This window comes from Agrobacterium sp. LAD9, assembly GCF_003031125.1.
GTDB lineage: Bacteria > Pseudomonadota > Alphaproteobacteria > Rhizobiales > Rhizobiaceae > Agrobacterium > Agrobacterium radiobacter.
This window is the reverse complement of record NZ_PHGS01000002.1, coordinates 296,371-322,996: the sequence shown is the minus strand read 5'-3', so window position 1 is coordinate 322,996 and position 26,626 is coordinate 296,371. Positions and strand designations below refer to the sequence as shown.

At 59.1% G+C, this 26,626-nt stretch carries 34 protein-coding genes; 23 read left to right on the top strand and 11 right to left on the bottom strand.

The window, feature by feature from the left end; genetic code table 11:
• Positions 1-149: 149 nt before the first annotated feature.
• Together DA915_RS02395 and DA915_RS02390 are read right to left on the bottom strand one after the other, a co-directional pair.
• A complete protein-coding gene (locus DA915_RS02395) occupies positions 150-920 on the bottom strand; it encodes a hypothetical protein (RefSeq protein WP_107675058.1) in 771 nt (256 codons plus the stop codon).
• Complete coding sequence (locus DA915_RS02390; RefSeq protein WP_107675057.1) at positions 917-2,449, bottom strand: RepB family plasmid replication initiator protein; 1,533 nt, start codon at positions 2,447-2,449, stop codon at positions 917-919. Before DA915_RS02390 ends, DA915_RS02395 begins: the two co-directional genes overlap by 4 nt.
• A gap of 1,337 nt (positions 2,450-3,786) precedes the next feature.
• Between DA915_RS02390 and DA915_RS02375 the strand changes: the two genes are divergently transcribed.
• From DA915_RS02375 to DA915_RS02350, 6 genes are all read left to right on the top strand, one after another.
• A complete protein-coding gene (locus DA915_RS02375; RefSeq protein ID WP_107675054.1) occupies positions 3,787-4,398 on the top strand; it encodes a hypothetical protein in 612 nt (203 codons plus the stop codon).
• A gap of 1 nt (position 4,399) precedes the next feature.
• Positions 4,400-4,693, top strand: a complete 294-nt coding sequence (locus DA915_RS02370; protein WP_107675053.1) for a hypothetical protein — start codon at positions 4,400-4,402, stop codon at positions 4,691-4,693.
• Between the two features lie 131 nt (positions 4,694-4,824).
• Positions 4,825-5,577, top strand: a complete 753-nt coding sequence (locus DA915_RS02365) for a hypothetical protein (RefSeq protein ID WP_107675052.1) — start codon at positions 4,825-4,827, stop codon at positions 5,575-5,577.
• 77 nt (positions 5,578-5,654) lie between these two features.
• Positions 5,655-7,154 carry a DNA cytosine methyltransferase gene (locus tag DA915_RS02360; protein ID WP_107675051.1) on the top strand — a complete coding sequence of 500 codons (1,500 nt, stop codon included), beginning with the start codon at positions 5,655-5,657 and terminating at the stop codon, positions 7,152-7,154.
• Between the two features lie 50 nt (positions 7,155-7,204).
• Positions 7,205-7,720 carry a hypothetical protein gene (locus DA915_RS02355; RefSeq protein WP_107675050.1) on the top strand — a complete coding sequence of 172 codons (516 nt, stop codon included), beginning with the start codon at positions 7,205-7,207 and terminating at the stop codon, positions 7,718-7,720.
• Positions 7,720-8,061 carry a hypothetical protein gene (locus DA915_RS02350; RefSeq protein ID WP_107675049.1) on the top strand — a complete coding sequence of 114 codons (342 nt, stop codon included), beginning with the start codon at positions 7,720-7,722 and terminating at the stop codon, positions 8,059-8,061. The genes DA915_RS02355 and DA915_RS02350 overlap by 1 nt, the downstream gene beginning before the upstream one ends.
• A 5-nt stretch (positions 8,062-8,066) precedes the next feature.
• On the opposite strand, the gene DA915_RS02345 is transcribed toward DA915_RS02350, so the two are convergent.
• From DA915_RS02345 to DA915_RS02315, 7 genes are all read right to left on the bottom strand, one after another.
• The gene (locus tag DA915_RS02345; protein ID WP_107675048.1) at positions 8,067-9,245 is read right to left on the bottom strand and encodes a GIY-YIG nuclease family protein; all 1,179 of its coding nucleotides are present in this window, start codon (positions 9,243-9,245) and stop codon (positions 8,067-8,069) included.
• A gap of 1 nt (position 9,246) precedes the next feature.
• Entirely contained in the window at positions 9,247-10,119 is an 873-nt protein-coding gene (locus tag DA915_RS02340; RefSeq protein ID WP_107675047.1) for a hypothetical protein, read from the bottom strand.
• A 30-nt stretch (positions 10,120-10,149) separates the two neighbouring features.
• Positions 10,150-10,617 (bottom strand): thermonuclease family protein, encoded by a 468-nt coding sequence (locus tag DA915_RS02335; RefSeq protein ID WP_107675046.1) that lies wholly within the window; start codon positions 10,615-10,617, stop codon positions 10,150-10,152.
• Positions 10,618-10,691: 74 nt separating this feature from the next.
• Complete coding sequence (locus tag DA915_RS02330; protein ID WP_107675045.1) at positions 10,692-11,327, bottom strand: hypothetical protein; 636 nt, start codon at positions 11,325-11,327, stop codon at positions 10,692-10,694.
• Positions 11,327-12,007: a hypothetical protein gene (locus DA915_RS02325; protein WP_153064514.1), complete on the bottom strand. Its 681-nt coding sequence runs from the start codon at positions 12,005-12,007 to the stop codon at positions 11,327-11,329. Before DA915_RS02325 ends, DA915_RS02330 begins: the two co-directional genes overlap by 1 nt.
• Positions 12,008-12,078: 71 nt before the next feature.
• The gene (locus tag DA915_RS02320) at positions 12,079-12,822 is read right to left on the bottom strand and encodes a hypothetical protein (protein WP_153064513.1); all 744 of its coding nucleotides are present in this window, start codon (positions 12,820-12,822) and stop codon (positions 12,079-12,081) included.
• Between the two features lie 7 nt (positions 12,823-12,829).
• Positions 12,830-13,279 (bottom strand): hypothetical protein, encoded by a 450-nt coding sequence (locus DA915_RS02315; protein WP_153064512.1) that lies wholly within the window; start codon positions 13,277-13,279, stop codon positions 12,830-12,832.
• A gap of 140 nt (positions 13,280-13,419) precedes the next feature.
• Here DA915_RS02315 and DA915_RS02310 point away from each other — a divergent pair, with 140 nt between their 5' ends.
• Both DA915_RS02310 and DA915_RS02305 read left to right on the top strand, forming a co-directional pair.
• Positions 13,420-13,713: a hypothetical protein gene (locus tag DA915_RS02310; RefSeq protein ID WP_107675041.1), complete on the top strand. Its 294-nt coding sequence runs from the start codon at positions 13,420-13,422 to the stop codon at positions 13,711-13,713.
• 112 nt (positions 13,714-13,825) lie between these two features.
• Positions 13,826-14,377, top strand: a complete 552-nt coding sequence (locus tag DA915_RS02305; protein WP_107675040.1) for a hypothetical protein — start codon at positions 13,826-13,828, stop codon at positions 14,375-14,377.
• A 378-nt stretch (positions 14,378-14,755) separates the two neighbouring features.
• Here the strand turns inward: DA915_RS02305 and DA915_RS02300 are convergent, their stop codons facing one another.
• Positions 14,756-15,040, bottom strand: coding sequence for a hypothetical protein (locus DA915_RS02300; protein ID WP_107675039.1), 285 nt, complete (start codon positions 15,038-15,040; stop codon positions 14,756-14,758).
• On the opposite strand from DA915_RS02300, the gene DA915_RS02295 reads away from it, so the two are divergent.
• Positions 15,039-15,245 (top strand): hypothetical protein, encoded by a 207-nt coding sequence (locus tag DA915_RS02295; RefSeq protein WP_107675038.1) that lies wholly within the window; start codon positions 15,039-15,041, stop codon positions 15,243-15,245. The two genes, DA915_RS02300 and DA915_RS02295, sit on opposite strands and share 2 nt — an antisense overlap.
• 18 nt (positions 15,246-15,263) lie before the next feature.
• Here DA915_RS02295 and DA915_RS02290 read toward each other — a convergent pair whose 3' ends face one another.
• Positions 15,264-16,199: a hypothetical protein gene (locus DA915_RS02290; protein ID WP_107675037.1), complete on the bottom strand. Its 936-nt coding sequence runs from the start codon at positions 16,197-16,199 to the stop codon at positions 15,264-15,266.
• 131 nt (positions 16,200-16,330) lie between these two features.
• Here DA915_RS02290 and DA915_RS02285 point away from each other — a divergent pair, with 131 nt between their 5' ends.
• The 14 genes from DA915_RS02285 to DA915_RS02225 all read left to right on the top strand — a co-directional run bounded on the left by DA915_RS02285 (position 16,331) and on the right by DA915_RS02225 (position 26,581).
• Complete coding sequence (locus DA915_RS02285; protein ID WP_107675036.1) at positions 16,331-16,846, top strand: hypothetical protein; 516 nt, start codon at positions 16,331-16,333, stop codon at positions 16,844-16,846.
• Positions 16,843-17,208 (top strand): hypothetical protein, encoded by a 366-nt coding sequence (locus DA915_RS02280; protein WP_107675035.1) that lies wholly within the window; start codon positions 16,843-16,845, stop codon positions 17,206-17,208. Before DA915_RS02285 ends, DA915_RS02280 begins: the two co-directional genes overlap by 4 nt.
• Positions 17,205-17,621, top strand: coding sequence for a hypothetical protein (locus tag DA915_RS02275; RefSeq protein WP_107675034.1), 417 nt, complete (start codon positions 17,205-17,207; stop codon positions 17,619-17,621). The genes DA915_RS02280 and DA915_RS02275 overlap by 4 nt, the downstream gene beginning before the upstream one ends.
• Positions 17,618-17,998 carry a hypothetical protein gene (locus DA915_RS02270; RefSeq protein ID WP_107675033.1) on the top strand — a complete coding sequence of 127 codons (381 nt, stop codon included), beginning with the start codon at positions 17,618-17,620 and terminating at the stop codon, positions 17,996-17,998. Before DA915_RS02275 ends, DA915_RS02270 begins: the two co-directional genes overlap by 4 nt.
• Positions 17,995-18,282 carry a hypothetical protein gene (locus DA915_RS02265; RefSeq protein WP_107675032.1) on the top strand — a complete coding sequence of 96 codons (288 nt, stop codon included), beginning with the start codon at positions 17,995-17,997 and terminating at the stop codon, positions 18,280-18,282. Before DA915_RS02270 ends, DA915_RS02265 begins: the two co-directional genes overlap by 4 nt.
• Before the next feature lie 177 nt (positions 18,283-18,459).
• On the top strand, positions 18,460-19,086 hold the full coding sequence (locus DA915_RS02260; protein ID WP_107675031.1) for a terminase small subunit: 627 nt from the start codon (positions 18,460-18,462) through the stop codon (positions 19,084-19,086).
• A 1-nt stretch (position 19,087) separates the two neighbouring features.
• Positions 19,088-21,301 (top strand): terminase gpA endonuclease subunit, encoded by a 2,214-nt coding sequence (locus tag DA915_RS02255; protein WP_107675030.1) that lies wholly within the window; start codon positions 19,088-19,090, stop codon positions 21,299-21,301.
• Between the two features lie 8 nt (positions 21,302-21,309).
• On the top strand, positions 21,310-21,573 hold the full coding sequence (locus DA915_RS28790; protein ID WP_192886384.1) for a hypothetical protein: 264 nt from the start codon (positions 21,310-21,312) through the stop codon (positions 21,571-21,573).
• Between the two features lie 2 nt (positions 21,574-21,575).
• Positions 21,576-23,186: a phage portal protein gene (locus DA915_RS02250; protein WP_192886383.1), complete on the top strand. Its 1,611-nt coding sequence runs from the start codon at positions 21,576-21,578 to the stop codon at positions 23,184-23,186.
• Between the two features lie 170 nt (positions 23,187-23,356).
• Positions 23,357-23,536, top strand: coding sequence for a hypothetical protein (locus tag DA915_RS02245; protein ID WP_153064511.1), 180 nt, complete (start codon positions 23,357-23,359; stop codon positions 23,534-23,536).
• Entirely contained in the window at positions 23,533-23,925 is a 393-nt protein-coding gene (locus tag DA915_RS02240; protein WP_107675027.1) for a hypothetical protein, read from the top strand. The genes DA915_RS02245 and DA915_RS02240 overlap by 4 nt, the downstream gene beginning before the upstream one ends.
• 120 nt (positions 23,926-24,045) lie before the next feature.
• The gene (locus DA915_RS02235) at positions 24,046-25,146 is read left to right on the top strand and encodes a hypothetical protein (RefSeq protein WP_107675026.1); all 1,101 of its coding nucleotides are present in this window, start codon (positions 24,046-24,048) and stop codon (positions 25,144-25,146) included.
• Between the two features lie 25 nt (positions 25,147-25,171).
• Positions 25,172-25,540: a head decoration protein gene (locus DA915_RS02230; protein WP_107675025.1), complete on the top strand. Its 369-nt coding sequence runs from the start codon at positions 25,172-25,174 to the stop codon at positions 25,538-25,540.
• 39 nt (positions 25,541-25,579) lie between these two features.
• Positions 25,580-26,581, top strand: coding sequence for a major capsid protein (locus DA915_RS02225; RefSeq protein WP_107675024.1), 1,002 nt, complete (start codon positions 25,580-25,582; stop codon positions 26,579-26,581).
• The last annotated feature ends 45 nt before the right edge of the window (positions 26,582-26,626 follow it).

The window sequence follows — 26,626 nt, the reverse complement described above, 5'->3', positions numbered from 1 at the left end:
ATTCGGGCTATCTTCAGTCCAGTCATGGTCGGCGTTTCCCTCGATTTCCGGAGTCATATCAGGACCCGGAGTCGTTGTGAGCCCCGCCGATGCAAGAAGGCGCCGGCGAGGTTAATGGAAAGCGATCGACATCATGGATATGTCCGTGATCAATATCCGCCGAGACGAAGCCATCTCAGATCCAACTCCTCATCGTAGCCGGCAGCCTTGAAGTGCTTGCGCAGCGCGGTGTGAAGTTCTTCCCTAGTTTTCCAAGCGAGCGAGAATTTCGCCGTAGTCACTCGCTCGATCTCTTCGATGACGATCCCCGAATAGCGCTTGAGTTCGGCCGCCGCGTCCCACGCCGCTTTGCGTTCAATCTGTTCCGGGGTGAAGCTCGGCTCCTTATGGGGAGCAGCAACTGTCGCGGACGTTGCCCCCCGCTGACCGCGCGGGTTGAACCCGCCTCCAGCGTAGACAGCATCTACAGTCGTCTTGGGCAGCATGGCCGTCTCGTCATCGATCATCGACGGCATGAAACGCTCGTCGCGGGTCATCATCCGGATGGCTGCGCCTTCCATGCGGTTGGGCCAGCCGTCAGCCAGAGCGTTCGCCCATGACGAGCGCCATACCATCCACTCGGGCTGACGAAAGCCAGATGCGATCTTCTCCACAGATGCCACAAGGATACCATCCATGACTTCATCGGCGGCTGCGATGTTCGGCCAACGCCCTTCGCGAATACCTCGCGCGATGGATTCGAACTGGCAACGCGTATCGTCGGTCGGCCGGCTCAGAGTGTAGCACCTGAAATTCCTGACCATCATCTTCCCTTCCTCTCTGGCCTCGTCGGAAAGGAGGAAGCGCAACTTGGGGCGGATCTCGCTGAGGTCGGCGGGACGCTGTATTGTCTTCGGAACGGCTCTCTCATTGCGTCTCATGCTACGTACTCCACTCGATCAACATACTTTTCGATGCTGTTCATGATTGTTTCGATATCGGCTGCGGTCGCGGGCTTCTTGAATTCCATGAAATCAAGATTGCCTTTGATCCACCAACGGACCTTGATCACTTTCGTCCCGTCACCCTGCCAGCCGCGGTAGCGATCGATGACTTCGAGCACCATGTCGTCGATCGTCCTCATCGAGAGCGTGTCGTCGAGGTCGATCCAGATCTCGGAAGCGACGTCGAAGCTGATTGTCTCGGGAGCCGCTGGCGAATCCATCTCGGCAACTGGCTGTTGCACGACTACCGGCTTCGCATTGTCGCCCCACACACGTTCGCGCCGCGCGGTCTCCCCAACGTTGGCAATCTCCTTGCGTTCGGCTTTCGAGCGCAGGACGAGGTCAGGATTGTCGGCTTCCTCCATCGCCCACGCCCAAGCGGCTGCGTCGGCGCCACGCTTGGCGATCTCCTGACGCAGCCGATCCCCACGATATCGGCGGGAAGCGTAGCCTTCTGACAGGGGCTGCTCATCCAGCATTTCCTGTAGGCAGGCCGTCCAGAGACCGAACAGGACGCTGTGCGAGAGATCCGTGAAATCCGCAACGAAGTATCCAGAGGCTTTCAGCCAGATGTCCTGACGGACGCGGAACTCGGGAGCATCGACACCGCCGAACTGGCGAATGCCGGCGGCATCGAACAGGATCCGCGACTGATGATGGGATGAAGGATTCAGGGTCAGAACGAACTGCACCTCGATGATCGGGTTGCCGCGGGTCTTGGCAGGCTCCGCGTTGATCGACAGGGTGAAAGCTTGGACATCCTTAAACTGGTCGACCGCGATATCGAGGACCCGCTCTTTCAGCTTGCCGCCGCGGACACGGCCATCCTTCTCGCGCGGGAAGCAGACCCAGTCTGCGACCTGATCGACGGATGCGGTCACGGTCACCGTGTTGTCGCCGCCCTTGATCCAACGGCGGCCGGTGGCCTTCAGCTCGGCGACGAGGGCCTTGTAGAGCCGGGCGACAAACTTTGATCGCATTGCTGGCAGAGCCGCGACCTCGACGTAGGCGTATTCCGTCTGCGCTGTCAGCGCGGTTTTGATCGGAGCTGGAAGCGCGAAGTGGACGATATCTTCGGCATCCCGGCGCTCGATCCACGACACCAGGAGCGGAACCTGTTCATACACACCAAAGCTGACGGCGTTCCGGAGTAGACGGGACAGGCTGTCCTTGACGGCGTCGCGTCGCGCCTCAGAGCCGAGGTATCGGAGAATGTGGCGCATCGGGACTGCATGAGTCTCGTCCTGCAACTCAGCGTCCGCATGCAATGCCACCGTCATCAGAAGCTCGTGGAGCATGCCGTCGTCCGACGTTAGCGTGGACTCGCGGTCGTATGTCACGCCGAGGAGCAGCTCGAGGGGCCGCGGCGTCTCCGGGGCAACAACCGTAAGTGCTGCCGGCTTGTCGAGAGCCTTGACGATGTCGCCCCTGTTCACTGGTCGAAAATTGCGTCTGTGAAAATTCATCTGTCGTCCTCCGCTACAATTATGGTTGTCGCCGGCGGAGCGTGACGCAAGGTCTTAGACCCAAGAATTTCTGATTTGGGTTCAGAAGGGGAATATCTCGTAGTGACGTTATGAACCCACGTTTTCTTGATTTGGGTCGAAAACATAAGTCATTAGAATTTCTCCACTATCATCCGTTAGTGACGTTCTCGACCCATCGGAATCGGCGTTTGGGTTCAAGAGCCACGCGAAAACCGGGATTCTTGGGTTTAAGACGTGTCGGGCGCGGGGGTCGTTTTGGGATTCTTGGGTTTAAAACATTGTGGACGTTCGCCGTGTCCAGCGGGGCTAAAGGCTCGTCTGTTTTGTCAACAATGGCACAATCCTAGAAGAGTATGCGTACGCGGGTGCGCGCGGGCGCACGACCTTGGAGTTGATCCTGACGGATCTCGTGGGCGCTACACTACCGTTTCGCTCGAACAGCTCCGCAGTTTCATTAAGAGCGTTGTGCCGAGCGTTTTGTGGCTTGCAAGTCCAACGCCGATCTTGGTCTCGTAGTGACGGAGAGAGGCCATGCCGAGAACCAGGAGTACCGAGCCGCGGCTAGTGCGGCAGCAGGAGCGTCAGCGAAAGTACCGGGCGAAGCTGCGTGCCGTCGGCCGCCCAGAGGCGAGCCAAGTTGACATCGCAGTGGCCGCTTCTACCGCCCGAGCGGTGCGGTGGCTTATTTCCCGGGTGAAGTCGGGGAAGATCGGCAACAGCGATCCTCGACGTCATCTTCTCGATAGGATCGTTACAGATGCGACCAAGCTTCTTGTCGATTCCGGATGTTCGGCGGACGAAGCTACGGCGAAGATTTCCGCTCGTTTCCAGAGTGAACGAAAGCCTCGTCTTCCCCCCATTACTTCTTAAAAAAGAATCGGATTCTTCGGCGTTTCAGCGGGAGGCACATAGTGACGCGCACACCATCATCCCCACGGCTCAAGTTCCGTGTCCCTATGAAGCGGGATCCGCGTAGCCGGCAAGCAGCCGAAGCCCTGCTCGTCCTCGGCGCTGTCGCCGCTGAAGATGCGGACTATGCGAAGCAACGGAACGGACGAGGATTTAACAAGGCAGACTCCACCAAAGGCCATGCTCTTGCGAAAGTCAGCCTCGCGGCGGCTCTCGGAGATGAGCAGCTCTTCGCCGAGATTCTTCGAATGTCGGCTCGATATCGGCGTCAAGCATCGCTCTTAGCGCAAGGCACTTTGCTCTGACACGAGACAAGTTGCGGATATCCAATTCCGACCTGCGGGTTCGCCGGCGATTGAATCTTTCAGCCACTTCGCTGGATGATGGGTTAATCCGGGAGAGTGATCATGGCCGAGAAGAACGCCGACATCCACACACTTGCACCACGTCTGAGCTATGTCGAAGACCAGGCGCAATGGCTTATGGACAACCGCAGTTCCGGCGGCGAAGGCGGTGAGGATCCCTCTCCAAAGCTCCGAAAACTGTGGTTCGGTCTCCTCGATGGCACATACACTACGGGCTACGACGAACCTTGGAACGCTCAATCTATCTATGAGGCCGAAGGCATATCGATGCACGTCGGTCTTTATGGTTTCGATACTCAAGCGGCAATCAATTGCCTGGATGGCGCGGGATTTTACGGTCACGTCTTCCGTGCAAACGATGTTCGCTGGACACAGACCGTTACCACTGGCGCTCGCCCGCTGGTCGAAGACGTATTCAGTGCAGGCAGCACTGACTTCGTCACCGCCTTCCGCACGAAGTCCACGTCTCTATGCCGTGCGATCTGGCACACCGACGCAGACTCGATCGGCACCAGCCGCGAGACATCGATCATCGGGCGGCTTGAGAAACTCGAGGAGGACGTTCAAGACCTCCGAGACGACCTAACCGCCCTTGAGACCTACGTGGACACGCAAGTCGCCCGCCTCGATCAGCGCATCAACGAATTGTCGTGACATGACCGACCTCACCCCGCGACAGGCCATCTACGCATTCCTCGGCGGCGACCCCGTCGAGCCGCAGGTCCTGCGCGCGGCGGTGGCCCAATACGTCTGTGCGTACGATTCCATCACCGACCTCGCCTCGGACGCCGTCAACGATCCCGGGTGTCAGTCATCCGTCGACGAACTCGCCTCGGAAATCCTGATGCAGCAGGTCATGCTTGAGGAGTATCTGGTGCTCACCACCGCCGCGACCGCGCTGCCTGATCTCGTCCGCAGCCGTCGCGCTGCCGTCAGAAGCGCGCCATGAATCCCCTTGCGTCAACGACGGCCGGCACCAATCATCATCGTACCGCGGAATTCTTCTGTCGGTTTCCTTCGACTTGGCCCCTGGCTGCGCCTGTCCCGCGCGCCGGGGCTTCTTTTTTCATGAGGTAGGACATGGCCAGGAAGGGTGACTTCGATTTCGAATTCGATCTCAAAGGATTCGAGCGCAGCCTGACTAGGATCGAAAAGAAGGTGCTGCCGCAGGCGCAAGCAGGATTCCTCAACGGGTTGGCCTTCGGCGCGCGCCGCAGCCTCCTGTCATATGCCGAAAAGGCGATCGAGGGGTCTCCGAACTCCTGGACGAAACGAGGATTCGTCGTGAAGAAGGCGACGACAACAGATCCCGAATACAGTGTCGAGATCCTGCCCGAGCAGGCCAAGTATATGACCTACCTCGTCAGCGGCGGCGAGCGGCGTGCTGGTGATCCCGGTGCGACGAAATACGACGTCCGCGTCGATAGCGCGCCGGAATCGAAGAACAGATTTGGCAACGCCCAGAGGCACTACCTCGGCAGGATTTCCAAGAAGGCGAAGCGCGAGAAGGACAAGCGACTGAAGCTCAAGGCCCGCCGTGACAAGCTGCGCGCATCCGGGAAGTCCGTGGAAGTCGCAACCTGGGCAGCGAACGCGAAGTCCACAGACACGGGCGTCTTCTTCGGACGCATCCGGAACACGCGCGGATACTGGCAGAGACCTCAGCAGCGTGGGGGCAAGCTGAAGCTTCTGGTGCGCTTCGCCGAAGCCGCAAAGTATGACCCGACATTCAAATGGGACGCCACCATCGAATCCTACATCCGCGCAGCCGATTTGAATAAGATGTATTCGGCCGAAATCACCCGCGCCCTGCGCAAGCTCAACGGCGACTGATCTCGCCGGCTGTGTTTACGGGCTCGAAACGGTCCCACATTATTCCATGGAGATATCCATAGAATAAAGGTGACGAGATGGCGGGTCCGCGACAGGGAATGGGATTCATAGAGCTATTCGCTGGCGCTGGCGGCATGGGTCTGGGTTTGGAGGCCGCCGGCATGGACCACATGCTCTCCTTCGAACTCGAGGAAGAGCCTCACAGCGTTCTCGTGCATGCAGGGAAGGAAGCGATCCGCCTTGATCTCAAGGATGTCGCCGAAGCGTGTTTTGCGATGAAAGAGCAGCCTGACCTCATCGTGGGCGGCCCACCCTGCCAGGATTTTTCGAAAGCGGGCTTAAGGATCCCGGGTGAACGCGCGGAGATGACGCAGATCTTCGCGCAGATTATCTGCGTGCTGCGACCGCAGTGGTTCATGTTCGAAAATGTTCCTGAAGCGGCCAAGTCCTCCGAGTATCGATATGCCCGAGGCTTATGGAAACGCCATGGCTATGGCTTAACGGAGGTCATCGAAGACGCCAGCTTGCACGGCGTGCCTCAGCGGCGAAATCGCTTCTTCTGCATCGGCAGGCTCAATGAGCGCGACGGCTTTTTGAAGTCCGCCATCGTCGCCGCCCGCTCGAAGAAGCCGACCGTCATGCGCGATATTCTGAACCCGCGAGAGTACCCCGAAGACAAGGAACTGCTCGACAGAGGCTACTTCTTCGCGCGACCGTGGAGCGGAAAAAAAGACGTGCCAGGCGGACGCGGCGTGCTCTCCATAGATGAGACCTGCTACACGCTCACGCACACTACGCACGAAGGGCCGGGGCCGTCTTATGTAGCGCATCCGAAAGACGCGATACCAGCTCGCGAAGCATTGCTGCTCGCTCCTTCGCAGGTGGCGAGAGTCCAAGGCTTCGCGGCGGACTACGACTTCCGCAGAAAGAAATTCGCATATGCGCGGGAAGGACTGTCAAAAAAGGCGGTAGCGCTGATGATCGCAAACGCAGTGCCCGTGACACTTGCACAGGCACTCGGCAAGTGCATCTCCGATCGGCATCACGGCCATTCGATCCCGACCTTGGACAAGGGCTTCACCGCGTTCCTGCTGCTGCCAGATCCCGAGACAGGCAAGAAGCGGTCGCCTGCGGCCGTCTACAATATCCGCACGAGAGTCAACGCCGCGCGGCGCATGCTCGAAGGGAGGATGTATGCCAACATCGCGTTGGAAATCCAGGCCCTGGAAGCGAGCGACGGCTTCGACGCCCTCAGCGTCCGCGAGCAGTCAGATCTTCGCGCAGCCCTTCGGCTCCATCATGAATATTGCGCAACCCTGCCAGCATCGCCGTATGCGCCCACGCCGCAGCCTGTACCCGATTTCGGACGGACTGACCGACGCAAGCCCAAGAAGCTTCGTATCCGCCGGAAAAAGAAGGGCGATGCGCTGCTGCCGACGACGGAGCGCAAAGTGCTACCGCTCGGCCCTGCAAAGTCGTTGAACCTGAACGCGGGTGGAGACAAATTCGAGCGCTCCTCAGGCATCCCGGACGACATCTTCAAGCTACTGCTCGAAGGATACGACGACGAAGCTTGATCCCTTCGCCGCCGGCACAAACAATCTTCCTACGACAAAGGAGGATTGTCATGCACGCAGCCATCAACATCGAACGCTTCCCCGCCTGGGCCATTCGCGCCAACGTTCAATCGGCGCCAAGGATCGACTGGCTTCAGATCGGGCTCGAGCACGATATCCGCAAGATGGTCGACCTCTGGCAGCGGTACCTGTTCGAGCAGGTGACGACGCAGTGCGATCTTCTCGCGCTGCCGGACGACAATGGGGTCATGTGGCAGCTCTATCGCCGCCTCGTTGCCAACGAGCTGCGTCAGGATCTCGTCCGCGTCCGTGATGGCTATGTCTCAATCGAGAAGAGTCACCTGCACGAGCTCCGGGAGGGCTTCGCGCTGCTCGCGGAATTCCTCGAAGATGACCATCCGCCCCATCTGCATGTTTGGGATGAGGACGCCTGGGATTACGTCCGTCGGGTCGATGCGCCTGCACCAGTCGTGGATCGCCGGGAAGCCAGAGCGCTGTATGCTCAGATCGATCGCATCAACGGATTGGCGGCCGACAACGTAGTATTTCTGCGGGGAGACGTCTAATGGCTCCTCGCAAGTCGAAATCCACACCTGAACTCGGCGTCGTCGCCGAACCTGCTTCGCCGCAGCCGGCCATTCACTTCGTTCCGAACCCGATCACGATCGCTGGGCAGACACCACGCACAAGAGACCAGATCGCGCTACGTGATGCCGTCAGGAAGGCGCTGACGGAAGTCGAAATCCTCGTCGCCGACTTCATTGCGGAGAAGAAGCTCGAACGGCTTTCTGATGCCGATATAGACGAGTTGTTCGTGGTCGAGCTTCCGATCCAGTTGCGGTATCGGACCGATGGCGGCAGGATCCGGGTGTCCTATGAAGCCGCCATCGTCGACCGTCAGGCGTAAGCGAGCTACCTAACAGGGATCGCCCCGAACTCCGGTAGCAACTCCACCTGCGGCCAAGAGGAGAGCTTCACTACCGTATAGCGATCCACCTGCTCTGGGTGCGGCACTGGCTCGACGACCAGTGTATTCGTGAAGCGGACAGTCCATTCTTGATTGCCTCTGCAGAAAGCGTCCGCTTCCCGCTTTGCCGTCTCCAACGCATCTTCAAGCCGTTGAAAGCTCGCCCGCGCTCTGCCGACATGGCGGCCGCCAACCAGACCATGCACATCGAGCTTCCACGGCAGATCGGATGCATTCGTCCCGCCGTAGATCTGCACCTGGATCCAGTCAGGGAATTGATGCCCCAATAGCTTTGAAAAGATTCCCGGACGCCCGGGGCGTCGCTCAACAGAGAACTCCCTAAGCCGCACCTCGTACGTGCCATGCCGTTTCCATATCTGCGCCGGCGAGTTTTCGAACGCAATGCGCTCCGCTTCTTCGCGTTTTGCCCGTTCTCGGCGCTCATGCTCGTCGGCGATCTTCTTTCGCCGCTCGGCGGCAGCCAGCTCGGCCGCCGTCAGCGATCCCTCCAGCTCCGCAGCCGCCTCAGGATACAGTTCGAGATAGCACTGTCGCGCGACGCTCTGAGCTTCGTCGATCGTGACCTTGAAGAACTCCTTGCCGTGCTTCTTCTTCGAGAGCACCGCATGGATCCTCTGCTCGATGGCGCGTGCGCTTCCAAGGACTGGCAGCGACCACTCAACACGGAATGCGGTCGGCACCCCTGTCACGCCAGACAGCTCGGCAGCGCGCTTGGCTGGATCCCCGTTCGTGAAACCGATCTTCAGCACTCCAGGCATCGACTTGTTCGATAGGACATAGACGTGTCCCTTGACCTTCTCGGAGAGATCAGAGGGAACGGTCAGGCGAAGGCTATCGGGGACCATGGCGTTGTATGGCATCCGACTGCCGCGGCGGAGCTTCTTCTCCTCGTAGTCAAACGATATTCTGTCTCCGTCGGAAAAAGGGCAGAACTCTTCCGGCGAGAACAGCGTGAACCTTTCGCCACCCACGAGGCAGCTATGCGCCCAGTCTCCGCTCTTCGCGATACGGCTGGTCACGCCGGTAGCCACGCCGTCCCTCTGCTTGTACTTCTGGTTTCGGCGGGATTTCGAGAAATCCCATGCTGGTGTGGTATCGGTCATCTCATGCGTTTCTGTAGTCGTATGCCATCTTGATCAGCGTGCGCAGCGTGTCACGCTTCTTGTCGACATCACCCTTCACGAGCCTCAGGCGATAGTTGCCCCAGCGACCATTATATTCGAGTGTCTCGATGCCAGCCTGCTCGATGAGCTGGTCCGTTTCCTCGACACGCGGCAGTTTTACCTCGAAAACGACATGTGCCTTTTTCGGCCTGAACGTCACGAAGTTGCTGACGATGCCATCCAAGGCCAGACCTATATAGAACTTGTTGTATTTCGGCTGATACGGCCCCGTGGTCTCCTGCACCAATTCCACCATCTGATCGACCATTTTCATGGTCTCCTGGCTGCCCTTTATCGTGAGCCAGTAGTTCCGATCAGTTGGTGCCGCAGCGGCGTCTTCATCCTCATCGACAAGACCTCGGACGAGCTCATCCATCACCTTGGTAAAGACGAGCGTCATCTCGCCGCCGACCTTCAGCGCCTGGACCTGGATCGCGATCAACGGGATCGTACCGTTGAATAAGGAGATGACGTTGAGAAAGCGGCTGGTGATATCCTCGGCAACGATGACAGCGCAATGCTCATACTGCGGGTATCGCTTCCGCTCGATGTCCCAGTATTCGATGGTGCGGATGATGTGGGACTCGTCCGTCGGCCCAAGCTGTAACTCGACCTCGTAACGGCGGCTCGTGTCCGGGTCCTGCAAGAGCAAATCGAGACGGCCAGCCTTCGGATGGATTCGTTCCTGCGCGCGCAGCACAAGGTCGCCGAGACCGAGGATTGACGGATCTTCCGCGATGAGTTGCTGGATCCACTTTTCGCTCATCTCCGGATGATTTCGCATCATCACCCGTTCGGCCTTTGCGTATTTCATTCTGCCTCACACCCCTTGAAATCAATTATTTCAGCACCACGGCTGCCGCCTGCCAGTCCATGTCCGGGCCAGCCCTTCGGACACCAGAATGTCTCCAAGGCTGCGGTCATCGCGCACCAGGACACGCAGCTTGCGCCCATACTTGTCTTCATCCCGCCCCGGCCATGCTTGCATCTGGAAAGGCCCCGCATTGACGAGCTGCAGCATGCGTTTAGTGGCCTTCGCGCCTAGCGCTGCCTCCGACGCGCATTTGGGCTCTCCAACCTCGGGCGTGTCGATGTCCGCAACTCGGATCTTCACGCCTTCGTGCCAGATCGTGTCGCCATCAACGACGCAGTGCACTCGGACGGACCCGGAGCACATAGAATAGGGCCTGAAAGCGACGGGCTGCGCGGCAGTCGCCGCGGGTGTCGGCTGCATGCCAGTGAGATAGCTGTAGCCGGCACCGCCAGAAAAGGCAGCCAGCATCGATAGCATCACGATCTTCCCGAACGACATCATCCCCTCCCTGTTCGACGAAGGCGACCATACGTCATGCAAGTTGAGATCATAGGAACGGGTTGCATAAAGTTTTACGTATTCGCCTTTGCACGATTGCTCAGTGCCTCCGCAAGGAATTTCTGCCAGTCCAACGTCTCACGATAGATCATCTCGTAGACGTATCCGTCAGGATTAGATTGCAATTTGCTGTCCTGAAAGATCTTGTCGGCGAACTTTAGCAGTGCCGGATTCAGAATGCTCAAGTCGGCGTAGCGCGGCGCAAATTTGGCAACGCAGTATTCGAAGAACGCCGCCTTTGCCTGTTCCGGCGGAAGATCCTTGAACGGTACTGTTTCGAGATCCAGCCCGCCAAAAAAGGATTCGTCAGGCTGCTGCTCGCCAGTCAGGATCACGGCCGCGGTGCGGAACAGTGCTAGCTGCGTGGCAAACGGCGCACCTTTGGCGTCCGCAGATGCGGTATTGAAGGCGTGCTCCCAGTGCATATTGGCGTCGGCTCGCAGTGCGTCCATCAATGCACGTGCCTCGTCATCAGGCATGGCCTGGAACCGTAGCTTGTTCCGCGAAAACTCTGCTTCAAGCTTTCGGCGGCTGTCTTCGACACTGAGCTTTCCCGACGGCAGCGCCGGCGTGGACGGAGCGGACTTCTTTCCCGACATAAGGAAGAAGAGAACCACGATGACTACGACAGCTATGATTATCCACGTCATCAAGCGTTACCTTCCTGCAGTGCGGTCTCAATAATTGCTACGTTTGAAATTTTCAGGCCGTGCGCAGCGAGCCACGCGACTAGCGGAGCGGTGATGTCGGAATCTCCGCGCTTCCTTGCCTCCGCCGCCTGCACGATGCACTTCCGGATAGCCTGCAGTTCGCTGAGGAGTTGAGGCAGCAGCTTGTCTTTGTCTATGGGCAGTCCCGAGGCCGTCATCCCGGATATCGTCTCGCGCGCCAGCACGTCGAAGATCTTCTTCTCTGTCGTCTTGTACTCGATGCCGGTGATCCACACGCCCCTGTCACCAGTCTTGCGGATGCCCACGAGGCCGAGCGATGTCAGCAATGCCCGCTCCCGGATGAAGGATTCGAGGCCGGGCTGCAGGGTCCAAGGGGTTCCGTCTGGATTCTCAAGCCGAATGCCTTGCGGCTGCGATTTCGCCAGATCCTTTTCGATGATCTTTGCGCGCTCTTCGACCTCAATCGCAAGCACCTCTGCACTTTCGCGCAGTTTCTGGTGGCCGGCTTCGAGTTCCTCTTTGGTCGGTGACACGTACACAGGCTTTTCGGATGCCGTGGCGCTGCCAACGGGGCCGATGCCTATGATGACAAGTGCGGCGGCCGCGACCAGCGCCAGCACCCACCCGTATCCGCGGAATCCCTCGTCTTCGATCTGCATGTAGAGAACGACGAGAATGATGGCAGCGGCAGCCAGTGCGGCGTAACGCTGATGTTTGGATAGATTTACTTTCATCGCAGATAATCCAAGCGGCAGTTGGCGACACGTTCGGCTGCGGCCACTGGATCAGAGAGCACCTTATCGATCCATTCGTTCTGCTCTGACGACACCGTCGCCACTTTCACCATCGCACGACCATCGTTCTCGAATATCGCCTGCGGCAGGGAGCCTTTGTCCTTCCATTCCTTCATGATGTCGATCATCGCCATCGTATGGGGCATGAAGGCCATCAGCTTCGTGATGTCGGTTCCCGCCTCCCGGATGTCCGTAGCCAGAGTGACCAGCGCGATCTGCGTTGCGGTCGCGAACTCATTGTATCCGCTGCCAAGGCTGATGAGCGAAAACGCAGCGCCATAGGCCGTCAGATCGTAGCCAAGATGGTGCGCGATCTTCCTGACGTTCTCCAGACGCTCCGCGTTCACGTCATCATCTGATGGAGCATCGGCCTGAAGCAGCCGCCGCCCTTTGTCAGTGGCGAAGAAGAACGTCGTGTCGTCCTCTCCGCGCAGCCGTTTGAAGAAACCCGCAGGCTGGCGCGCACTATCAACGACCTCGCCGGCTACCAGATGCGCGATGGGATCGGTGAGTTCCCGTTCGGCAACCCCGACCGCCACGGCAAGTTCGTTCCAGGTCAGTGGTGCAACGCGCATACGCTGGCCTCGTACAGAGACTTCCAGGCGGCGCTCAGGATGGCCGGCAGCGATTGCAGCGAGCAACCGTTTCTCGAGTGCGTTAATTGGAGGCGGATAGCTCATGACCGCCTCACGCCTTGCTGACGGCAGCGACCGAAAGCTCCGTGATATCATAGAACGTCTTCAGGATTCTGTAGCCGTTGAGGACGCCGAAAAGTCCTGCAATCAGACCGCCCCATGAAAATCCTACGGTAAAGAGCTGGACTAGCGACCAGATCCCGACGAACCCGATGACATACAGCGAATAGGCGTACGGGATTAGACCACCGAAGCCGGAGAACGCCTTCGCCCAACTTCTCCCGGGTCCGCCTTCGATGCTCTTCATATATGCGACGATGCAGGCAGCCGACACGATCCCGCCGACGACCAGGATGGTACCGTTCGGCCACGATGGCCACACGCCCTCCTGGTAAATCCGATAGATGCCGTAGATGATAACGAGCAAGATTGCGAACAACGGCTTGCCGAGCATTTCTGCGCTACGCGCGGCATCTGCATGCTGCGTTGCTGACTCTGTCATCTGATTCCCCCTGACCCCTCAAGTAGTTGCCGAACACTACTTAGAGACAACTTCTGCGGCAAGGCATTTCCGCCGGCGTTTGCGCCAGTCGTCGGCAGCGCACACCATTCTCCATAGGCACCAAGCACAAGGAGGGTGGCATGAGCATTATTGAGTGGGTACCAACACTGTTGAGATGGGAAGACCACATCTATGGCTCTTACGGCTACATCGAAAGCGATCCCGTCAACCCGTGCGTGGAAATCCAATGTGACCATAGTGGCGAGCACCGGATCCATATCGGCGTGCACAGCCAGTCATCCGATGGAGAGACACCCTTCTTCAGATGGATACTGACCCACGAGGGGATCTTTCGACACCAGGAAGACGCAAAGCGGCATGCACCTGCCATCGTTGCGCAATGGCTATGGCAGAACGCAACCAAAGCAGCCTGACCCACGAGCCGCCTCCGGGCGGCTTTTCCATGTCATCGAATCCTGCCGGCGTTTGCGCCGTGCCCCGCCTGCGCACACCATTCTCATGGGCACCTGAACGAGGGAGGATGTGATGCCGGTACTGAACTTGAACGAAGGCGAAAGGAACCTGCTGGTGACCGCTTTGGCACATGACCGCGCGAGGCGAATGCACGAGTGGGAGCAGATTCAATATGACAACAGCAGGATCAACCCGGATGGGGATCGCTGGGTCATCGACGGGGTAGTGGATGCGATCACCGATCTCCGGAGGAAGATCGAGGTTGTCGATCAAGCTCAGGGATCGAATACCGCTTGGCATCACGAGCACGGTTGGCTGCCGAGCGCACTTCACAAGCTTGCGGAATCACGCGAGTTCGAATCTGCTGGGCCTTATGGAGGTTTCGGAAGGGCTGAGGTGTCGTCTGTCGAGAATGTGGGTGACCAGATGTCGCCCGGCACATGGACGACGCTCCCTGATGACTTCGATGCAAACGACACGTTGTTCTCGTGTTTCGACGGCTCCGAATACGACAGGATCGAGATTAGCGTGAACGGCGCATGGCGGAACCGCTATCGAGTCCGCAAAAGTGAATCCGATAAGTTCCTGAAGGATCTCGCGAAGGTTTTCATCGATCGAGATTGAGGCCGCTAGCCTCTGCAGCACACGACCGCCGCCCGGCTCGCCAGCTCGGCGGCGATTTTCGTTCTCGAGCGCTGCCGGAACTTCGGCACTGTCACGACTCACTTCCGACACGTAAAATTCCCGACAAAGGAGTTCCCGATGTCGTCACGCCCCACAACGCCACCGCCCGGATGGGCACTCGACACGCTCTCGACATACCTCGACGAGTTCCGCGGGAACCAGTGGGCGACGTTCCACAACAAGCGTCCGGAGGTTCGCGACCTCATTGCCATTGATGCCCTGTTCGATCGGCTGCTGAATGGCGCGAAGGACCCGGATCCGCAGATGCCGATGACGTTCCTGCTGCGCGCACATGCCGCCTATCGTGCTGCTGTCGGCCTAGTCATGGGCGGACAGCTCTACGAGGCGCAGGCGCTGCTGCGGCTCTGCCTCGAGCACGCATCCTATGGATTCTTCATCGGAGGCGATACTGCACGCTGGACACGCTGGATGAAGAGGAACGACGACGAGAAGTCGAGGAAGGTTGTCCGCGAGGAATTCACGGCCGGAGCCATCCGACGCGCCATCAAGAAGGCCGACGCGAAGATCGGCGGTCACTTCGAATTCCTGTACGAGCGCTTGATCGATTTCGGCGCGCACCCGAATGAGCAGGGTTTTTTCCATGAGCACGAAGCTCCGGAAGGAACCTGGCGAGACGCACATCCTGTCGATCTATCTGCACGACGACGGCGTGCCGCTGGACTTTGCGCTGAAGAGCACGGCTCAGATCGGGATCTGCGCCTTGCAGATCGCGTACCTGATCTATCCGACTCGCATGCAGCTCCAGGGAATCCTGCAGGATCTGGATGGCATCACGGCGCGGTACTGACAGCAGTTCAGGTCTTGCTCACGAGGGGAGCGTCCAACCGGAAATACCGAAGTGGTCGTTCACTATCTCTTCTAATGCCGCTTGGAAGGTCGCCTCGTCATGCAGGAGGTCGACAAGCTTGCGAGCCTCGTCCAGTTGGTCAGCGCCATGGAGCGCCAATGCGCCCATCACGACTGCCCTGCTGCTATCTGTCTTTCGGATAGGTCCCCCAAAGCTGACGTGTTTGTTCTGGGCTAGCGAGAACCAGATCCCATTGATTGCGCTGTCAAAGTCATACGAGAACTGCCGAGATGAAGATCCGGAAGGTACGATCCGCAGTGCGGGATCGACGCAGTGCACTCCGCCGCTAAGAACGAACGCGAGCATCCTGCCCCCGGTTATGAAATGCAGGGCCTCGCGTTCGGCACATGACCAGCCGTATATCCTGCATCCGTCCTTCTTGTGCGAGATACCCTTGAAACCGATGCAGTCTGACAGGTCGAAATCGGTATCGACCATGAATTCCGATGTGTATTTGTGATTCCAGTACCAAGTGCCATCACGATAGCGGACTGGTCCTTTATCTACTGCAGGGTCGTAGGGGGTCAGGAACGTCAGGTGGCTGACGTCTTTTTTAGTGACGAGCAGCCTGTACGCAGGATTGGTGTAGGACATCGCCTCCACCCAATACATGCGCCGGCCTTCGATGATCTTCTCCCATGGGAACGTGAACTGTACCGTTCCGTAGATCGAACCATTCGTCCAGGTGTTTGCCGACAGCCAGACCACCTGGTGGCGCGTCTTGTTCATGCGGCTCTCATCATAAACGATGCCTGCACGGATTTTTCCGTCCTCAAGGATGCGCCGAGCGGCGGCGGGATGAACTACATGATTGATCTCTTCCAGGACGGAGACGTCGTTCTCCCGTTCCCCGGTCTTCGGCATCTTTATCTTATATGCGTCCCACTCATTCATCACCGCCTCCTTGTTCGAAGCTCGGCTATCACTGCGTGCAGGAGAAAGGAAGCCGTCACGTCAATTTCCGCCGGCGTTTGCGTCGAGCATCGGCGGCGCACACCATGATCCTGTAACCGTAGGAGGATGGAATGAAGATCGTAACGCACACAGAGATGCTCGCGCTCCCACCCGGAACGGTGTTCTCGTTTATCGGCGAGCGCGATGGTGGCCCGCGAGGCGAGCTGCTTGGCAGCCTGTACGTCAAGGGCGAGACCCTCAGACACAACAACGACGGCAAGCCTTTCGATTTCCTGATCCTCAACATGCTGCCGGAGTTGTCGAATTCGGGCGATATCGATCCAAAGATGTCGCATCTGGCAGTCGGTCAGCGCGAGGGGACTTTCGACGAGACCCGGCAGTTCATGGTGTGGTCTGCGGACGCCTGCAGGCGCCTGGCTCAGGCGTTGCACGAACCCAACAAAGCCTACGCGCGTGCGTTCGGCGCGGATGACATCCCCGTCGGGTCTGACAGCCTTGAGGTCATCAACGACTACGGGACGATCACCGCGATCCCCAAAGCTGCGAACCGTACCGAGGCCGATTTTCGCGATTCCTATATCGACGCGAAGGGATACGTCACCTTCCGCGATGGGGGTGCCGCATGAGCGCGACCACGTGGACACCAGAGCACCATGCTCAGATCGACATCGCTGCCGGTAAGCCGGGAGATGTCCATCGACAGCAGTTTGCGGCCACCATTCGTGCGCAACTCTCTGGCGATAATGATGCGTTCCTGCCGCCTTACAGGTGGTTTCAGGCGTACCACGCAGAGATGGCGAGGCTGGGATACGAATACGGCAGCCGGATCCCTACCCCTTCCTTCGATACCGAGATCGTCTTCCGGAAGATCATGTCCGATGCCGAGAAGGCTGCGGCGTGGGCTTCGATTGAGGAACGGATCGCGAAAGAGGCTGCCGCAGTCTGGGATTACGTCGAATCGGTGCTGCCGGTGGGAGACGATGCATGACCCAGTCACCTGAAGAATGGACAATCGCCGCCCTCGCAAACCGCAAGCCCGGCATCGAGATCGCGCCGCTTCGGCCGGCTGCGCTCCAGCCGTATCAGGAGGCTTTCCTCCGGGAGATGATTGCTGAAGAGCATGATGAGGTCACCGTGATGGTGCCGTCGAACGACAGCTACAACTACCAGAGGGGTGTCGAGTCCTACATGGAAAAGCTGTCGGTGGATCGTCTGAAGGAGATGGCCGGGCAGATCGATGCGGCCGTCGCTGCGGAGGCGGAACTCGACAGGAGAATGGACGCGTTCGCTGAATGGGCTAAGGACACCCCCTTCGTGGATGAGGTCGATTCCAAGGCGTGCCGCAGGCGTGTGATCGGCCCCGATGGTCTATGGATGTGGGAAGTCGGAGGTGCGGCATGAGCGACAACATGGCCAAACTGCTTGCGCTCGCCGCCCTTCCTCCCGGCTCACTCGTCACGGAAGACATGCTGCCGGTATCGTCAAAACCTGTCGCCGAGGCGCGGAAAGAACCTGTCGTCTACGTGTCGAATGGACTCGTGCGCTGGGTCGATGACGGGCAGTCATATCTCATTGCCTACCTAGGCAATGTTGTCGTCACCGAGTTCTACGGCGACAGCGATCATATATCATGGTCTCCTGACTGCCTCCTGCGTGAGGGCGATCACTACTACACGGACCGCAAGGCATCGTCGCTTAACGAGGCCAAGATGCAGGTCGAGGCCTACGTGGCAGCGTGGATGGCTGATGCCGGTGTCGTGAAGGCAGGTGCGGTATGACAATCGCGTGGCAGCAGACTTCCGACACCACCTGGCGCGGCAGCCTCAATGGCTACGAGATTGCGGGCATCGACCAATGGGGCGATGGCTTGGCAGCATGGCTTTGCATTGAGATACCGGAGGCAAGCTACTCCTGTGATAGCCTCGACGAGCCATGCATCGATCTCGAACATGGCAAGCGTGTTGCTGCCGAGATGCTCGACAAATGGGTTCAGGAGGGTTTGGCAGATCCTTGCGACAACTATCGACGCCGCGCTCGGCTAGCACTCAAAGTCTTCGGTTGACATCGCCCGGAGGCTCCTGAGGCCGTCACCCCGGTGCGGGTAATTCGCGACCCCAGGCTGTCACTCCTTCCAAAAAATTTTCCAGAGCTTCAACATCAGCACCCCCTCAGCCGATGAATTGAATCTTGCAGCGGCGGACCTCCCAATAAGCCTGAGTTTAATGGGAGTTTTTATTTCATGGCCCGCAGGAAGACCGCCGATCCGATCATAAAGGATGCGGAAACTGACGTTGAAACTACCGTATCCGTCAGCATCCCCCCGGATGAAACAGCACCCCCGGCATCGAAACGAGAAGCCGCCAAGCTCCGCACGGTTTCCGTGAAGCAGTGCTCGCTCCTCCTGAACCGGGATCGCAACACAATTCAGAAATGGCTGGATCAAGGATGCCCGTTCGTCACCCAAGCTGACCGAAATCTAGGGATCGCATGGGAGTTGGACGTCGCCGAAGTCGTCAGATGGCTAGAGGAGCGCGCAGCCAAATCCGCAGCGGAGAAGTTCGGCGACAGCGAGGACGGGAAGATGACGGAGGACGAGGCGAAACGGCGGCGAGCCGTCGCCCAGGCCGTTGTTGCGGAGCTGGACATGCTGGAGCGACTGAAGGCTGTGATCCCGGTTTCAGACGCTCTCGACCTGTGGATCAAGGACTACTCAAAGATCAAAGCGAAGGCCATGTCTCTCCCGGATAAGATCGCAGTCGCCGTAGATCCATCGCTCGCGGACCATGTGAGAGCGATAGCCGACAAGGCTATGCGTGAGGTTCTTGGCAGTCTGAAGACTGAGAAGTCGCTCACTGATTGGAGCTGACATGCTCAATGCCGACCACGGTCTTATTGCGGGTTCACTTCCTATCGACTTTACGCGGGGCATCGCCGCGCTCCGAGAGGGTATCGCGACGTTGCGGGATGACGCTCTGCAGCCTGCGCCCTGGATGGATCCTGAAACATGGATGCATGAAAACATTGACCTCCCTCCCACAAAGACCGAACGCGCCGGCAAGATTGTACTGACCGGGTATCAGAGGGAGTTCCTGAGGCTGTACTTCGATCCCGAGACGTCCGAGATCGACGCGACCAAAGGGACACGTGTCGGCATGTCGCTGCTTCTGTCGGCGCTGGCAGCTTACATCCTTGCCTATCTCGGCGAGAGCGTCACCATTGCGCAGCCGACTGACGAGGATGCTCAAGACTACTACAAGGAGCGCATCGAGCCGCTTTTCGAGATCTGCCCAGCCCTCGGTGCGCTACGGCGCAGACCGAAGCGCGGGGAAAGCCAAGACACCTGGAACCTTATCGAGTTCGCCAACGGTGCGGTTTTGCGACTCGTCGGCGCTGCCAGCGATGACAACTTCCGACGCTACGGATCCAAGCACAATTGGGGAGATGAGTACTCCGCGAATGCATGGAAGATGAAGGCCGGGTCGCAGGGCAGCAAGGCAGACCTCTTCATGGAGCGTGGTGGCGAATTTTCGCGCCCAAAGCTTGTGCTGATCTCGTCTCCAACGACAAGAGGCGACTGCAACACCACGGAACGCTATGACAAGTCCGACAAGCAAGAACCTTGGAATGCTTGCCCCCATTGTAGAGAGATGCAGGTATTCGAATGGGGTGAACGCGACACGCCCTACGGCTTCAAGCTGACCCGCGATGCCAAAGGCTTTGTGACTGAGGTCCATTACGAATGCCGCTATTGCCACGAGCCTATCCGCGAGCACGACCATTTCGAGACACCCCTGACGATCAACGGCAGGGAATGCTTCACGCATAAGGAATTCATAGACGCCACGACAGAATACCGACCATCGGATTCTTGGCAGGTCCCTGGTCGCCGCGGGATGTATATTCCGCAATGGCTGTCGGAGAATGGGCAGGCTGCCTGGAAGCTCCTAGGGCAGAGCTTCCTGAACAAACACAAGGATCCGGAAGAGCGGAAGACGTGGGTCAACAACGTCATGGGCATCGCCTACGACGACATGTCGACGACGGCGCTGTCGTCGTCGGAACTCACGCGCATGTGCCGGCCCTATCCCGCCGAGGTGCCGGATGATGTCGTCGTCCTCGTCATGGGTGTCGATACCCAGACGAACAAAGAGGGCAACCATCTCGAAGAACTGGCATCGCGCGAGGCCACTGTGGTCGGCTTCAACCGCTACGGACAGGCTCGTGTCATCGGCCACTGGATCGTCGAGGGCGCACCCGGGGATCCGTCCGCTGACAACCGCCTGCGCGGTCTCATCAATCGCCGCTTCAGGAAACGCGACGGCAAGGAACTGGCCATCATTGCGACCGCCATCGACCTCGGTGGCCACTACGCGGACGAGACCAGGGCTTTCGCGGCCAGCTTCCCGAAGAGCCGGAACGTGTGGGCGATCAAGGGTCGGAACAACACCAAGGGCACTCGCTCGGCGACGATCTGGCCTCGTAAGGTTTCGAGATCCTCCAAGACCGGATCCCAGTTCTACGTCATCGATTCCCAGCTCGCGCGCGATGCCGTCTTCCGTCTCGTTCAGATGCGCGGTGACACCGCCATGTGGGTGCCGGACGCGCTGCTCGGCATCATGCCCGACTACCTCGACAAGCTCATGTGTGAGGAACGGAAGAAGCTCAAGACCGGGTGGTACTGGCAGCCGAAGAAGAGCTGCCGCGCCGAAGAGGTCTGGATGTGCCTGGCATATGCCTACGCAGCGCTGAAGGGACTGCAGGCTTCCTACAAAGGGTGGCGCGACTTGAATCTTGCAGCGGACACCCTTGGAATCCCCAAAGTACCGCACGATCCAGTGACTGGGGAATTGTACGCCGACTATGTCGGTGACGACCTCTCCGCCCACGCGATCGAGCGCACGAAGAATCTCCTTTTGATCGCAGACGCCGCCAAAGTGGCACCAGCGTCTGCCATCGTGAGGAAGGCGAAAGCGCAGGCTGCGGAGCAGAGGGCTGCTCCCGATACAGTTCAGGAAGCGCCGCCGCCGAAACAGGTGAAGCGGAGAACCGTGCGGCAGATCAAGCCGACGCGGTGGGGATGAGAGGCAGCATGAACGTGAAGATCCGCAAGTACCGTTTCTGGGAGCCATTGATGCTTCAGGAAGCGATCGTCGAACTGGAGAAGGCCATCGCCATGGGAACCGCGTCCGTGTCGACGCAAGGCCCCGGCGGCGGAACCGTCACATGGACGAGCCGCGACAACTACGAGGCCATTCTCAAGGATCTCTACGCTGCCTACGATGCCAAAGTCGAAGGCATCTCCCGTCCCGCTGCCATTCAGCAGTTCCGCATCGTTCCGCGCAGGGGGCTGTGATCATGGCCGCGAAATCGACCAGCAGCACCCGAAACTCCTCGACCAAGCCAAAGGCGCAGCCTGTGCCAAGATCCCGCGGCCTTTCTCGCATGCGCGTACTGTCGCAGGCGCGATCTGCGCTCTTCGACAACCAGGCAGCATTCCGGACGAGCGGCGGCACCTTTTTTGAGGCAGCGTCGTTCGCCGCTCGCCTGCAGCCTGCGCACGGCTCGGGGCCGAACGCGGCAAACACCGAGATCGAGCGCGTCCGGAACAGGAGCCGTCGGACATACGTCAATGACGCCTTCTATCGACAGGCGTGCAGGCAGCTCGCGAACAACGTCGTTCATTATGGCATCAAGCCGTCGAACGTGCAGGATCCTGTCCTTTTGAAGCTCTGGAACCAGTGGACGCGGGAATCCGATGCGCGTGGCCAGCTCGACTTCTATGGTCAGCAGTGGCTGACATGCCTCGTTGCCGGGCGCGATGGCGAAGGATTCGGCCGCTTCAGGCCCCGCAAGCCGGGGGACATGAAATCTGGGATCAACTTCCAGGTTCAGCTCCTTGAGGCCGATTACGTCCCTCTCGACAAGACGGAGATCGCGCCGACCGGGAATATCATCGTATCGGGCGTCGAGCGCAATCTTATCGAGCGGGTCGTCGCATATCACATGTACGACTATCACCCGCGCGACGTCGTTCTCGCGCAAGGCAACGGCGGTCTGCCGAAGCGCGTCCCGGCTTCGGACGTTCTGCATGTCTATATGCCAGACCGCTTCTCGGATACCCGCGGATATCCCCATGGTGCTGCTGCCCTCAATACCTCGGACAATCACAAGACCTTCTCGGACGCGCATCTGGAATCGAAGAAGTCGCAGTCCATGAACGTGGCCTTCGTCACGACGCCTGGTGTCGAAGAGGATCCTGCGTTCACGCCTGATGGTGTAGGCGACGACGGTGTCGGATACATCGGCTACGAGCCGAACACACTCACCGTCCTGCCTGCCGGCCACGATATCAAGTTTTCGTCACCTTCGGCTGTCGATCCGAACTTCGGCGCGTACAAGCGCGAGACCCTGTCGGAAATCGCAGTCGCCTTCGGCCTCGCCGTTGAGCATGTGACGCTGAACTTCGACAAGCTTGGAGACCGTCAGTATCGCGCTGTCATGCTCGAGTGCCAGCGCTATTTCGAGTCCCTGCAGTACCACATGATGGTTCGCCAGTTCTCGCAGCCGATCTGGGAGCGTTTTGTCGATGAGGCCTACCTGTCCGGCCTTTGGAAGCCAGCGGCTGGCAAGACTGTCGACGACTACAAGCAGATCAGTTGGATGAATCCGGCACGCGGTCACATACATCCGGTCCAGGAGATCGCCGCGTTCGCGGAGGCTGTCCGCAACGGCTTCACCAGCCGCAAGCGCGTTGCCGCCTCGTTTGGCGAAGACATCGAGGAGATCGATGCCGAGAACGCCCGGGATCAGGAAAGGGCGAAGATGCTCGGCCTCCAATACGGCGCATATCCTGCTCTTGAAGGCATGGACTTCGGCACGGTGCTGGCGACCAGCCAGATCGAAGATGCTCAATCACCCGGAGGCAATGTCGCCGGGCAAACAGCGCCAGCCTTGGATAGTGCGTGAAAACGCCCGAAGAAGATAGTCGAAAAGCCTGCAAATTATCACGGATAACTCCGTGATGATATTTTTATCACCATGATAACAAACGACTATTTTGCATGACATTGGCGATTGACGGCTTCAAAAGGTCCGGTACTCCTGCGGCATCTGATCAACCAAAGGAGGCACGTCAGATGTTTATGGTAGACATGCACCAGCACGAGGGTGAGCGTTATTTCATCCTCATCGACAGCCAGCAGCCTGAGCGCAACCGCATCGAGAAGGTATCGGATGAGCGTTTCGCTGAGTTCCTGCAGAAGATCCTCGACACGGACATTCCATTGTCGGAGATCGAAGAGGAGTATGCGGCATGAGCTACCGTCTCACGATGCCCCTCGTCGACATCGACCAGCCGTTCACCGCCGTCGGCGACCTGGAGGATGCTCTGGCATCTCTCCACGCTCGCGCCATCTGGTTCCTGTCCACCCGCTCCAACGCCGAAGTCAACGAAGAGTACGACGATCTCGGCGCATATATCTGGACGGTGCAGAAGGACGACGAATACGCGGCGCACTTCGCGCTCGCGGAACGCCGCCATGCTCTGTCGCACTATCCCGAGGACGCGCTTTGGATTCCCTTCGATGGAGCTTGGAAGCTCCGCGACGTAGAGGCGGCAGTAAAATCCGACAACTGGATTGCAGGGTTCATGGTTGTCGGCGTGGATCAGTATCTCGCGAAGTTCACGACAGGCAGCATTCACTAACAGCTCAACGCCCTTTGAAGCCCCCGATGTCGGGGGCTTCCATTTTTCTTCGTAATCGTTCTCGAATCTTGCAGACGGCCAGGTGACCCTCGCTCTCAGAGTAATCTGAGACGAGAGCGAATGCCCGCAAAGACCCCGACATCGCCGACACCTGACCAGCGCGCGCCGCGTCCTGGCTCCGTCCGCGCGTTCGTCGGCCCTCCGACCTCAGTCGACGAGGAAACGAGGTCATTCGACATCGTTATCACGACGGAACATCCCGTTAGACGCTTCCTTCCTGATCCTCGTCAGCCGCATCCGATACCTGACGGCATGGATTGTTCCTACATCGAAGTCGACGAAGTCCTCGTCGCCGCAGGTGTCGATCTTTCCCGCGCCCCCCGCATGCCGCTCATCGACTGCCATGACACGTACTCCGGCATCGAGAAGATTCTCGGCAAGATCGACGACGTGCGCGTCGAGGGCGATGCCGTCGTCGGCCGCGCTTCACTGGCTCGCAAGCATGCCGATTTGCTGCCGGACATCGTTGATGGCTACTTCGGTCAGATCTCGGCCGGCTACGACTACGACCTGCGCCGCGACACCGAGTTGGTCGAGCGCGAAGGCGATGTGCCGCTGCTGCTCGTCAAGAGATGGCTCCTGACCGAAGGCAGTCTCGTGCCCGTCGGAGCCGACCCCAATTCCTTCATCCGCAGTCTCCATGGATCCGCGCCTTTGCCGTCCGTCCGGAATGCGGAATCCCCGAAACGCCAGGAGATTAAGAACATGGACATCGAAGAGATTGTCGCCGCTGCGGAAGCTGCGGTTGCCGCAGCCGAAGAGGCCATCGGAGCCGCAGAAGATGCAGTTCCTGCCGACCTCGTTGAGCGCATCCGCGCACTGCGCGGAGCACGCGCCGAAGATGACACCACGGCTGCCGCCGAGGAAGAGAAAACCGACGGCGAGCGTGCCGAAGGCGACGCCCCGACCGACGAAGAAAAGCAGGAAGTCGAAGCCGTCCGGAGCATCGCGAAGGGATACGGACTCGAAAAGGTCGTGACCGACATGCGCGCTCTCGGTGCCCGTGCGGCCGACATCAAGTCCGCCGTCGCAAAGACGATCGCCGAACGCGGCGCGCCTGTCGCTGACGCAGCGGTCACGGTCAAGCCCGCCGCTCGATCTGCCGTCGAATCCTTCAGCCCTTCCGCCGTCTACGCGGCTCGCAGCAACAAGCAGCGCTAAGCGCCAAACACCAGGAGAAACATCCATGCCTACAGTTCTTACTCAAGGCGCTCTCGACGAAGCCTTTCTGCACCGCGAAGCCGAAGGTGGCATCAGCCGTGATGTCGTGACGCTCGTAGCCGGCACGTACGCATCCGGATCCGTCGTCGTCTCGGACGAAGGCGGAAACTACGCTCTCGCGACGCAGACTCTTGTGGATGCCGACGTCGACGGTGATGCGAAGTACGGCATCATCTGCCGCAACGTCACCGGCGCCGCCGCCTTCAAGGCGACCGCCATCGTGCGCCACGCCTCCGTCAAGTCCAGCGAACTCGTCACCGGAGCGGGCCTCACCGTCGCCGAGGCGGCTCCGCTGCTGGCGAAGGAACACGTCATCGTCCGCGAGACGCGCTGATCTCGTCTCCAGAACAAAAAGTGAACAGGAGTTTTCACAATGAACCTCGCTAACGTCTTCAAGAGCGACATCTTCAGCTTCATGTCGCTGACAGCCGCTATCAACATCCTGCCTCCCCGGGCGACGACCGTCGACGGCTTCGCGACTTTCGCGGAATCCGGCATCAACACCGCGACCGTCTCTATCGAAGAGAAGGACGGCAAAATCGGCATCGTGAAGTCGCAGCCTCGCGGCTACATTGGCCGCGGACAGTCGAACAAGAAGCGCCGTATCCGAAAGTTCGACGTTCCGCACTATCCTGAGTTCGATGCCATTATGGCGAGCGAAGTCCAGAGCGTGCGCCAGTTCGGCTCCGACAACGCGATGGAAAGCGTCGAATCCAGGCTCGCTGAGAAGCGTTCCGACCTTGTCGATCTCCTGAACACCACGATCGATGCCGGCAAGTGGGGAGCAGTCCAGGGCGTACTCTACGATGCCGACGGCAGCATCCTCTACGACTGGTTCGACGAGTTCGGCGTAGATCGCAACGAGTTCACGATTGACCTCAGCGACGCTGGTCTCGACCTTCGTGATGCCGTCATCAAGATGAAGCGCGCTGCGGAGAAGGAGCTGGGTGGCTACACCTTCTCGAAGTTCACCCTCGCGCTGCCAGCGCCCGTCTTCGACAAGTTCGTCGCTCACCCCTGGAACAAGGATGCCTATGACCGTTGGCTGGACGGCGCGCAGCGTCGCGACGACCTACGTCCTGGCTTCCCGATGGCCGACAACGTCGAAGTGAAGTCAGTCGACATCACCGATCTCGGCAACGGCCTCAAGACGATCCCGGATGATGAGGGCTTCCTCATCCCGAACGCGAACGGCCTCCTGAAGGTGAACTATTCGCCTGCTGACACCCTCGAAGCCGCGAACACTATTGGGCTGCCCTATTACATGGGTTCTGAACTGATGCCGTTCGGCAAGGGCGTGGACCTGATCGCCGAGACCAACTTCCTGGCATACGCAGAGAAGCCGCGCGCGATCGTCAGAGTCGTCTTCATCTAACGGTGAAGACCACACCGCAGCCGGCTTTCCTCCTTGTGTCGGCTG

Bases quoted from the DNA above. Each gene is read 5' to 3' on its own strand.
- DA915_RS02225 (WP_107675024.1), top strand. From the start codon at position 25,580: ATGAACCTCGCTAACGTCTTCAAGAGCGACATCTTCAGCTTCATGTCG.
- DA915_RS02375 (WP_107675054.1), top strand. From the start codon at position 3,787: ATGGCCGAGAAGAACGCCGACATCCACACACTTGCACCACGTCTGAGC.
- DA915_RS02335 (WP_107675046.1), bottom strand. From the start codon at position 10,617: ATGTCGTTCGGGAAGATCGTGATGCTATCGATGCTGGCTGCCTTTTCT.
- DA915_RS02290 (WP_107675037.1), bottom strand. From the start codon at position 16,199: ATGAATGAGTGGGACGCATATAAGATAAAGATGCCGAAGACCGGGGAA.
- DA915_RS02285 (WP_107675036.1), top strand. From the start codon at position 16,331: ATGAAGATCGTAACGCACACAGAGATGCTCGCGCTCCCACCCGGAACG.
- DA915_RS02245 (WP_153064511.1), top strand. From the start codon at position 23,357: ATGTTTATGGTAGACATGCACCAGCACGAGGGTGAGCGTTATTTCATC.
- DA915_RS02255 (WP_107675030.1), top strand. From the start codon at position 19,088: ATGCTCAATGCCGACCACGGTCTTATTGCGGGTTCACTTCCTATCGAC.
- DA915_RS02280 (WP_107675035.1), top strand. From the start codon at position 16,843: ATGAGCGCGACCACGTGGACACCAGAGCACCATGCTCAGATCGACATC.
- DA915_RS02350 (WP_107675049.1), top strand. From the start codon at position 7,720: ATGGCTCCTCGCAAGTCGAAATCCACACCTGAACTCGGCGTCGTCGCC.
- DA915_RS02390 (WP_107675057.1), bottom strand. From the start codon at position 2,449: ATGAATTTTCACAGACGCAATTTTCGACCAGTGAACAGGGGCGACATC.
- DA915_RS02365 (WP_107675052.1), top strand. From the start codon at position 4,825: ATGGCCAGGAAGGGTGACTTCGATTTCGAATTCGATCTCAAAGGATTC.
- DA915_RS02355 (WP_107675050.1), top strand. From the start codon at position 7,205: ATGCACGCAGCCATCAACATCGAACGCTTCCCCGCCTGGGCCATTCGC.
- DA915_RS02330 (WP_107675045.1), bottom strand. From the start codon at position 11,327: ATGACGTGGATAATCATAGCTGTCGTAGTCATCGTGGTTCTCTTCTTC.
- DA915_RS02270 (WP_107675033.1), top strand. From the start codon at position 17,618: ATGAGCGACAACATGGCCAAACTGCTTGCGCTCGCCGCCCTTCCTCCC.
- DA915_RS02360 (WP_107675051.1), top strand. From the start codon at position 5,655: ATGGCGGGTCCGCGACAGGGAATGGGATTCATAGAGCTATTCGCTGGC.
- DA915_RS02305 (WP_107675040.1), top strand. From the start codon at position 13,826: ATGCCGGTACTGAACTTGAACGAAGGCGAAAGGAACCTGCTGGTGACC.
- DA915_RS02240 (WP_107675027.1), top strand. From the start codon at position 23,533: ATGAGCTACCGTCTCACGATGCCCCTCGTCGACATCGACCAGCCGTTC.
- DA915_RS02235 (WP_107675026.1), top strand. From the start codon at position 24,046: ATGCCCGCAAAGACCCCGACATCGCCGACACCTGACCAGCGCGCGCCG.
- DA915_RS02265 (WP_107675032.1), top strand. From the start codon at position 17,995: ATGACAATCGCGTGGCAGCAGACTTCCGACACCACCTGGCGCGGCAGC.
- DA915_RS02250 (WP_192886383.1), top strand. From the start codon at position 21,576: ATGGCCGCGAAATCGACCAGCAGCACCCGAAACTCCTCGACCAAGCCA.
- DA915_RS28790 (WP_192886384.1), top strand. From the start codon at position 21,310: ATGAACGTGAAGATCCGCAAGTACCGTTTCTGGGAGCCATTGATGCTT.
- DA915_RS02315 (WP_153064512.1), bottom strand. From the start codon at position 13,279: ATGACAGAGTCAGCAACGCAGCATGCAGATGCCGCGCGTAGCGCAGAA.
- DA915_RS02325 (WP_153064514.1), bottom strand. From the start codon at position 12,007: ATGCAGATCGAAGACGAGGGATTCCGCGGATACGGGTGGGTGCTGGCG.
- DA915_RS02230 (WP_107675025.1), top strand. From the start codon at position 25,172: ATGCCTACAGTTCTTACTCAAGGCGCTCTCGACGAAGCCTTTCTGCAC.
- DA915_RS02295 (WP_107675038.1), top strand. From the start codon at position 15,039: ATGAGCACGAAGCTCCGGAAGGAACCTGGCGAGACGCACATCCTGTCG.
- DA915_RS02310 (WP_107675041.1), top strand. From the start codon at position 13,420: ATGAGCATTATTGAGTGGGTACCAACACTGTTGAGATGGGAAGACCAC.
- DA915_RS02345 (WP_107675048.1), bottom strand. From the start codon at position 9,245: ATGACCGATACCACACCAGCATGGGATTTCTCGAAATCCCGCCGAAAC.
- DA915_RS02320 (WP_153064513.1), bottom strand. From the start codon at position 12,822: ATGAGCTATCCGCCTCCAATTAACGCACTCGAGAAACGGTTGCTCGCT.
- DA915_RS02300 (WP_107675039.1), bottom strand. From the start codon at position 15,040: ATGGAAAAAACCCTGCTCATTCGGGTGCGCGCCGAAATCGATCAAGCG.
- DA915_RS02340 (WP_107675047.1), bottom strand. From the start codon at position 10,119: ATGAAATACGCAAAGGCCGAACGGGTGATGATGCGAAATCATCCGGAG.
- DA915_RS02395 (WP_107675058.1), bottom strand. From the start codon at position 920: ATGAGACGCAATGAGAGAGCCGTTCCGAAGACAATACAGCGTCCCGCC.
- DA915_RS02370 (WP_107675053.1), top strand. From the start codon at position 4,400: ATGACCGACCTCACCCCGCGACAGGCCATCTACGCATTCCTCGGCGGC.
- DA915_RS02260 (WP_107675031.1), top strand. From the start codon at position 18,460: ATGGCCCGCAGGAAGACCGCCGATCCGATCATAAAGGATGCGGAAACT.
- DA915_RS02275 (WP_107675034.1), top strand. From the start codon at position 17,205: ATGACCCAGTCACCTGAAGAATGGACAATCGCCGCCCTCGCAAACCGC.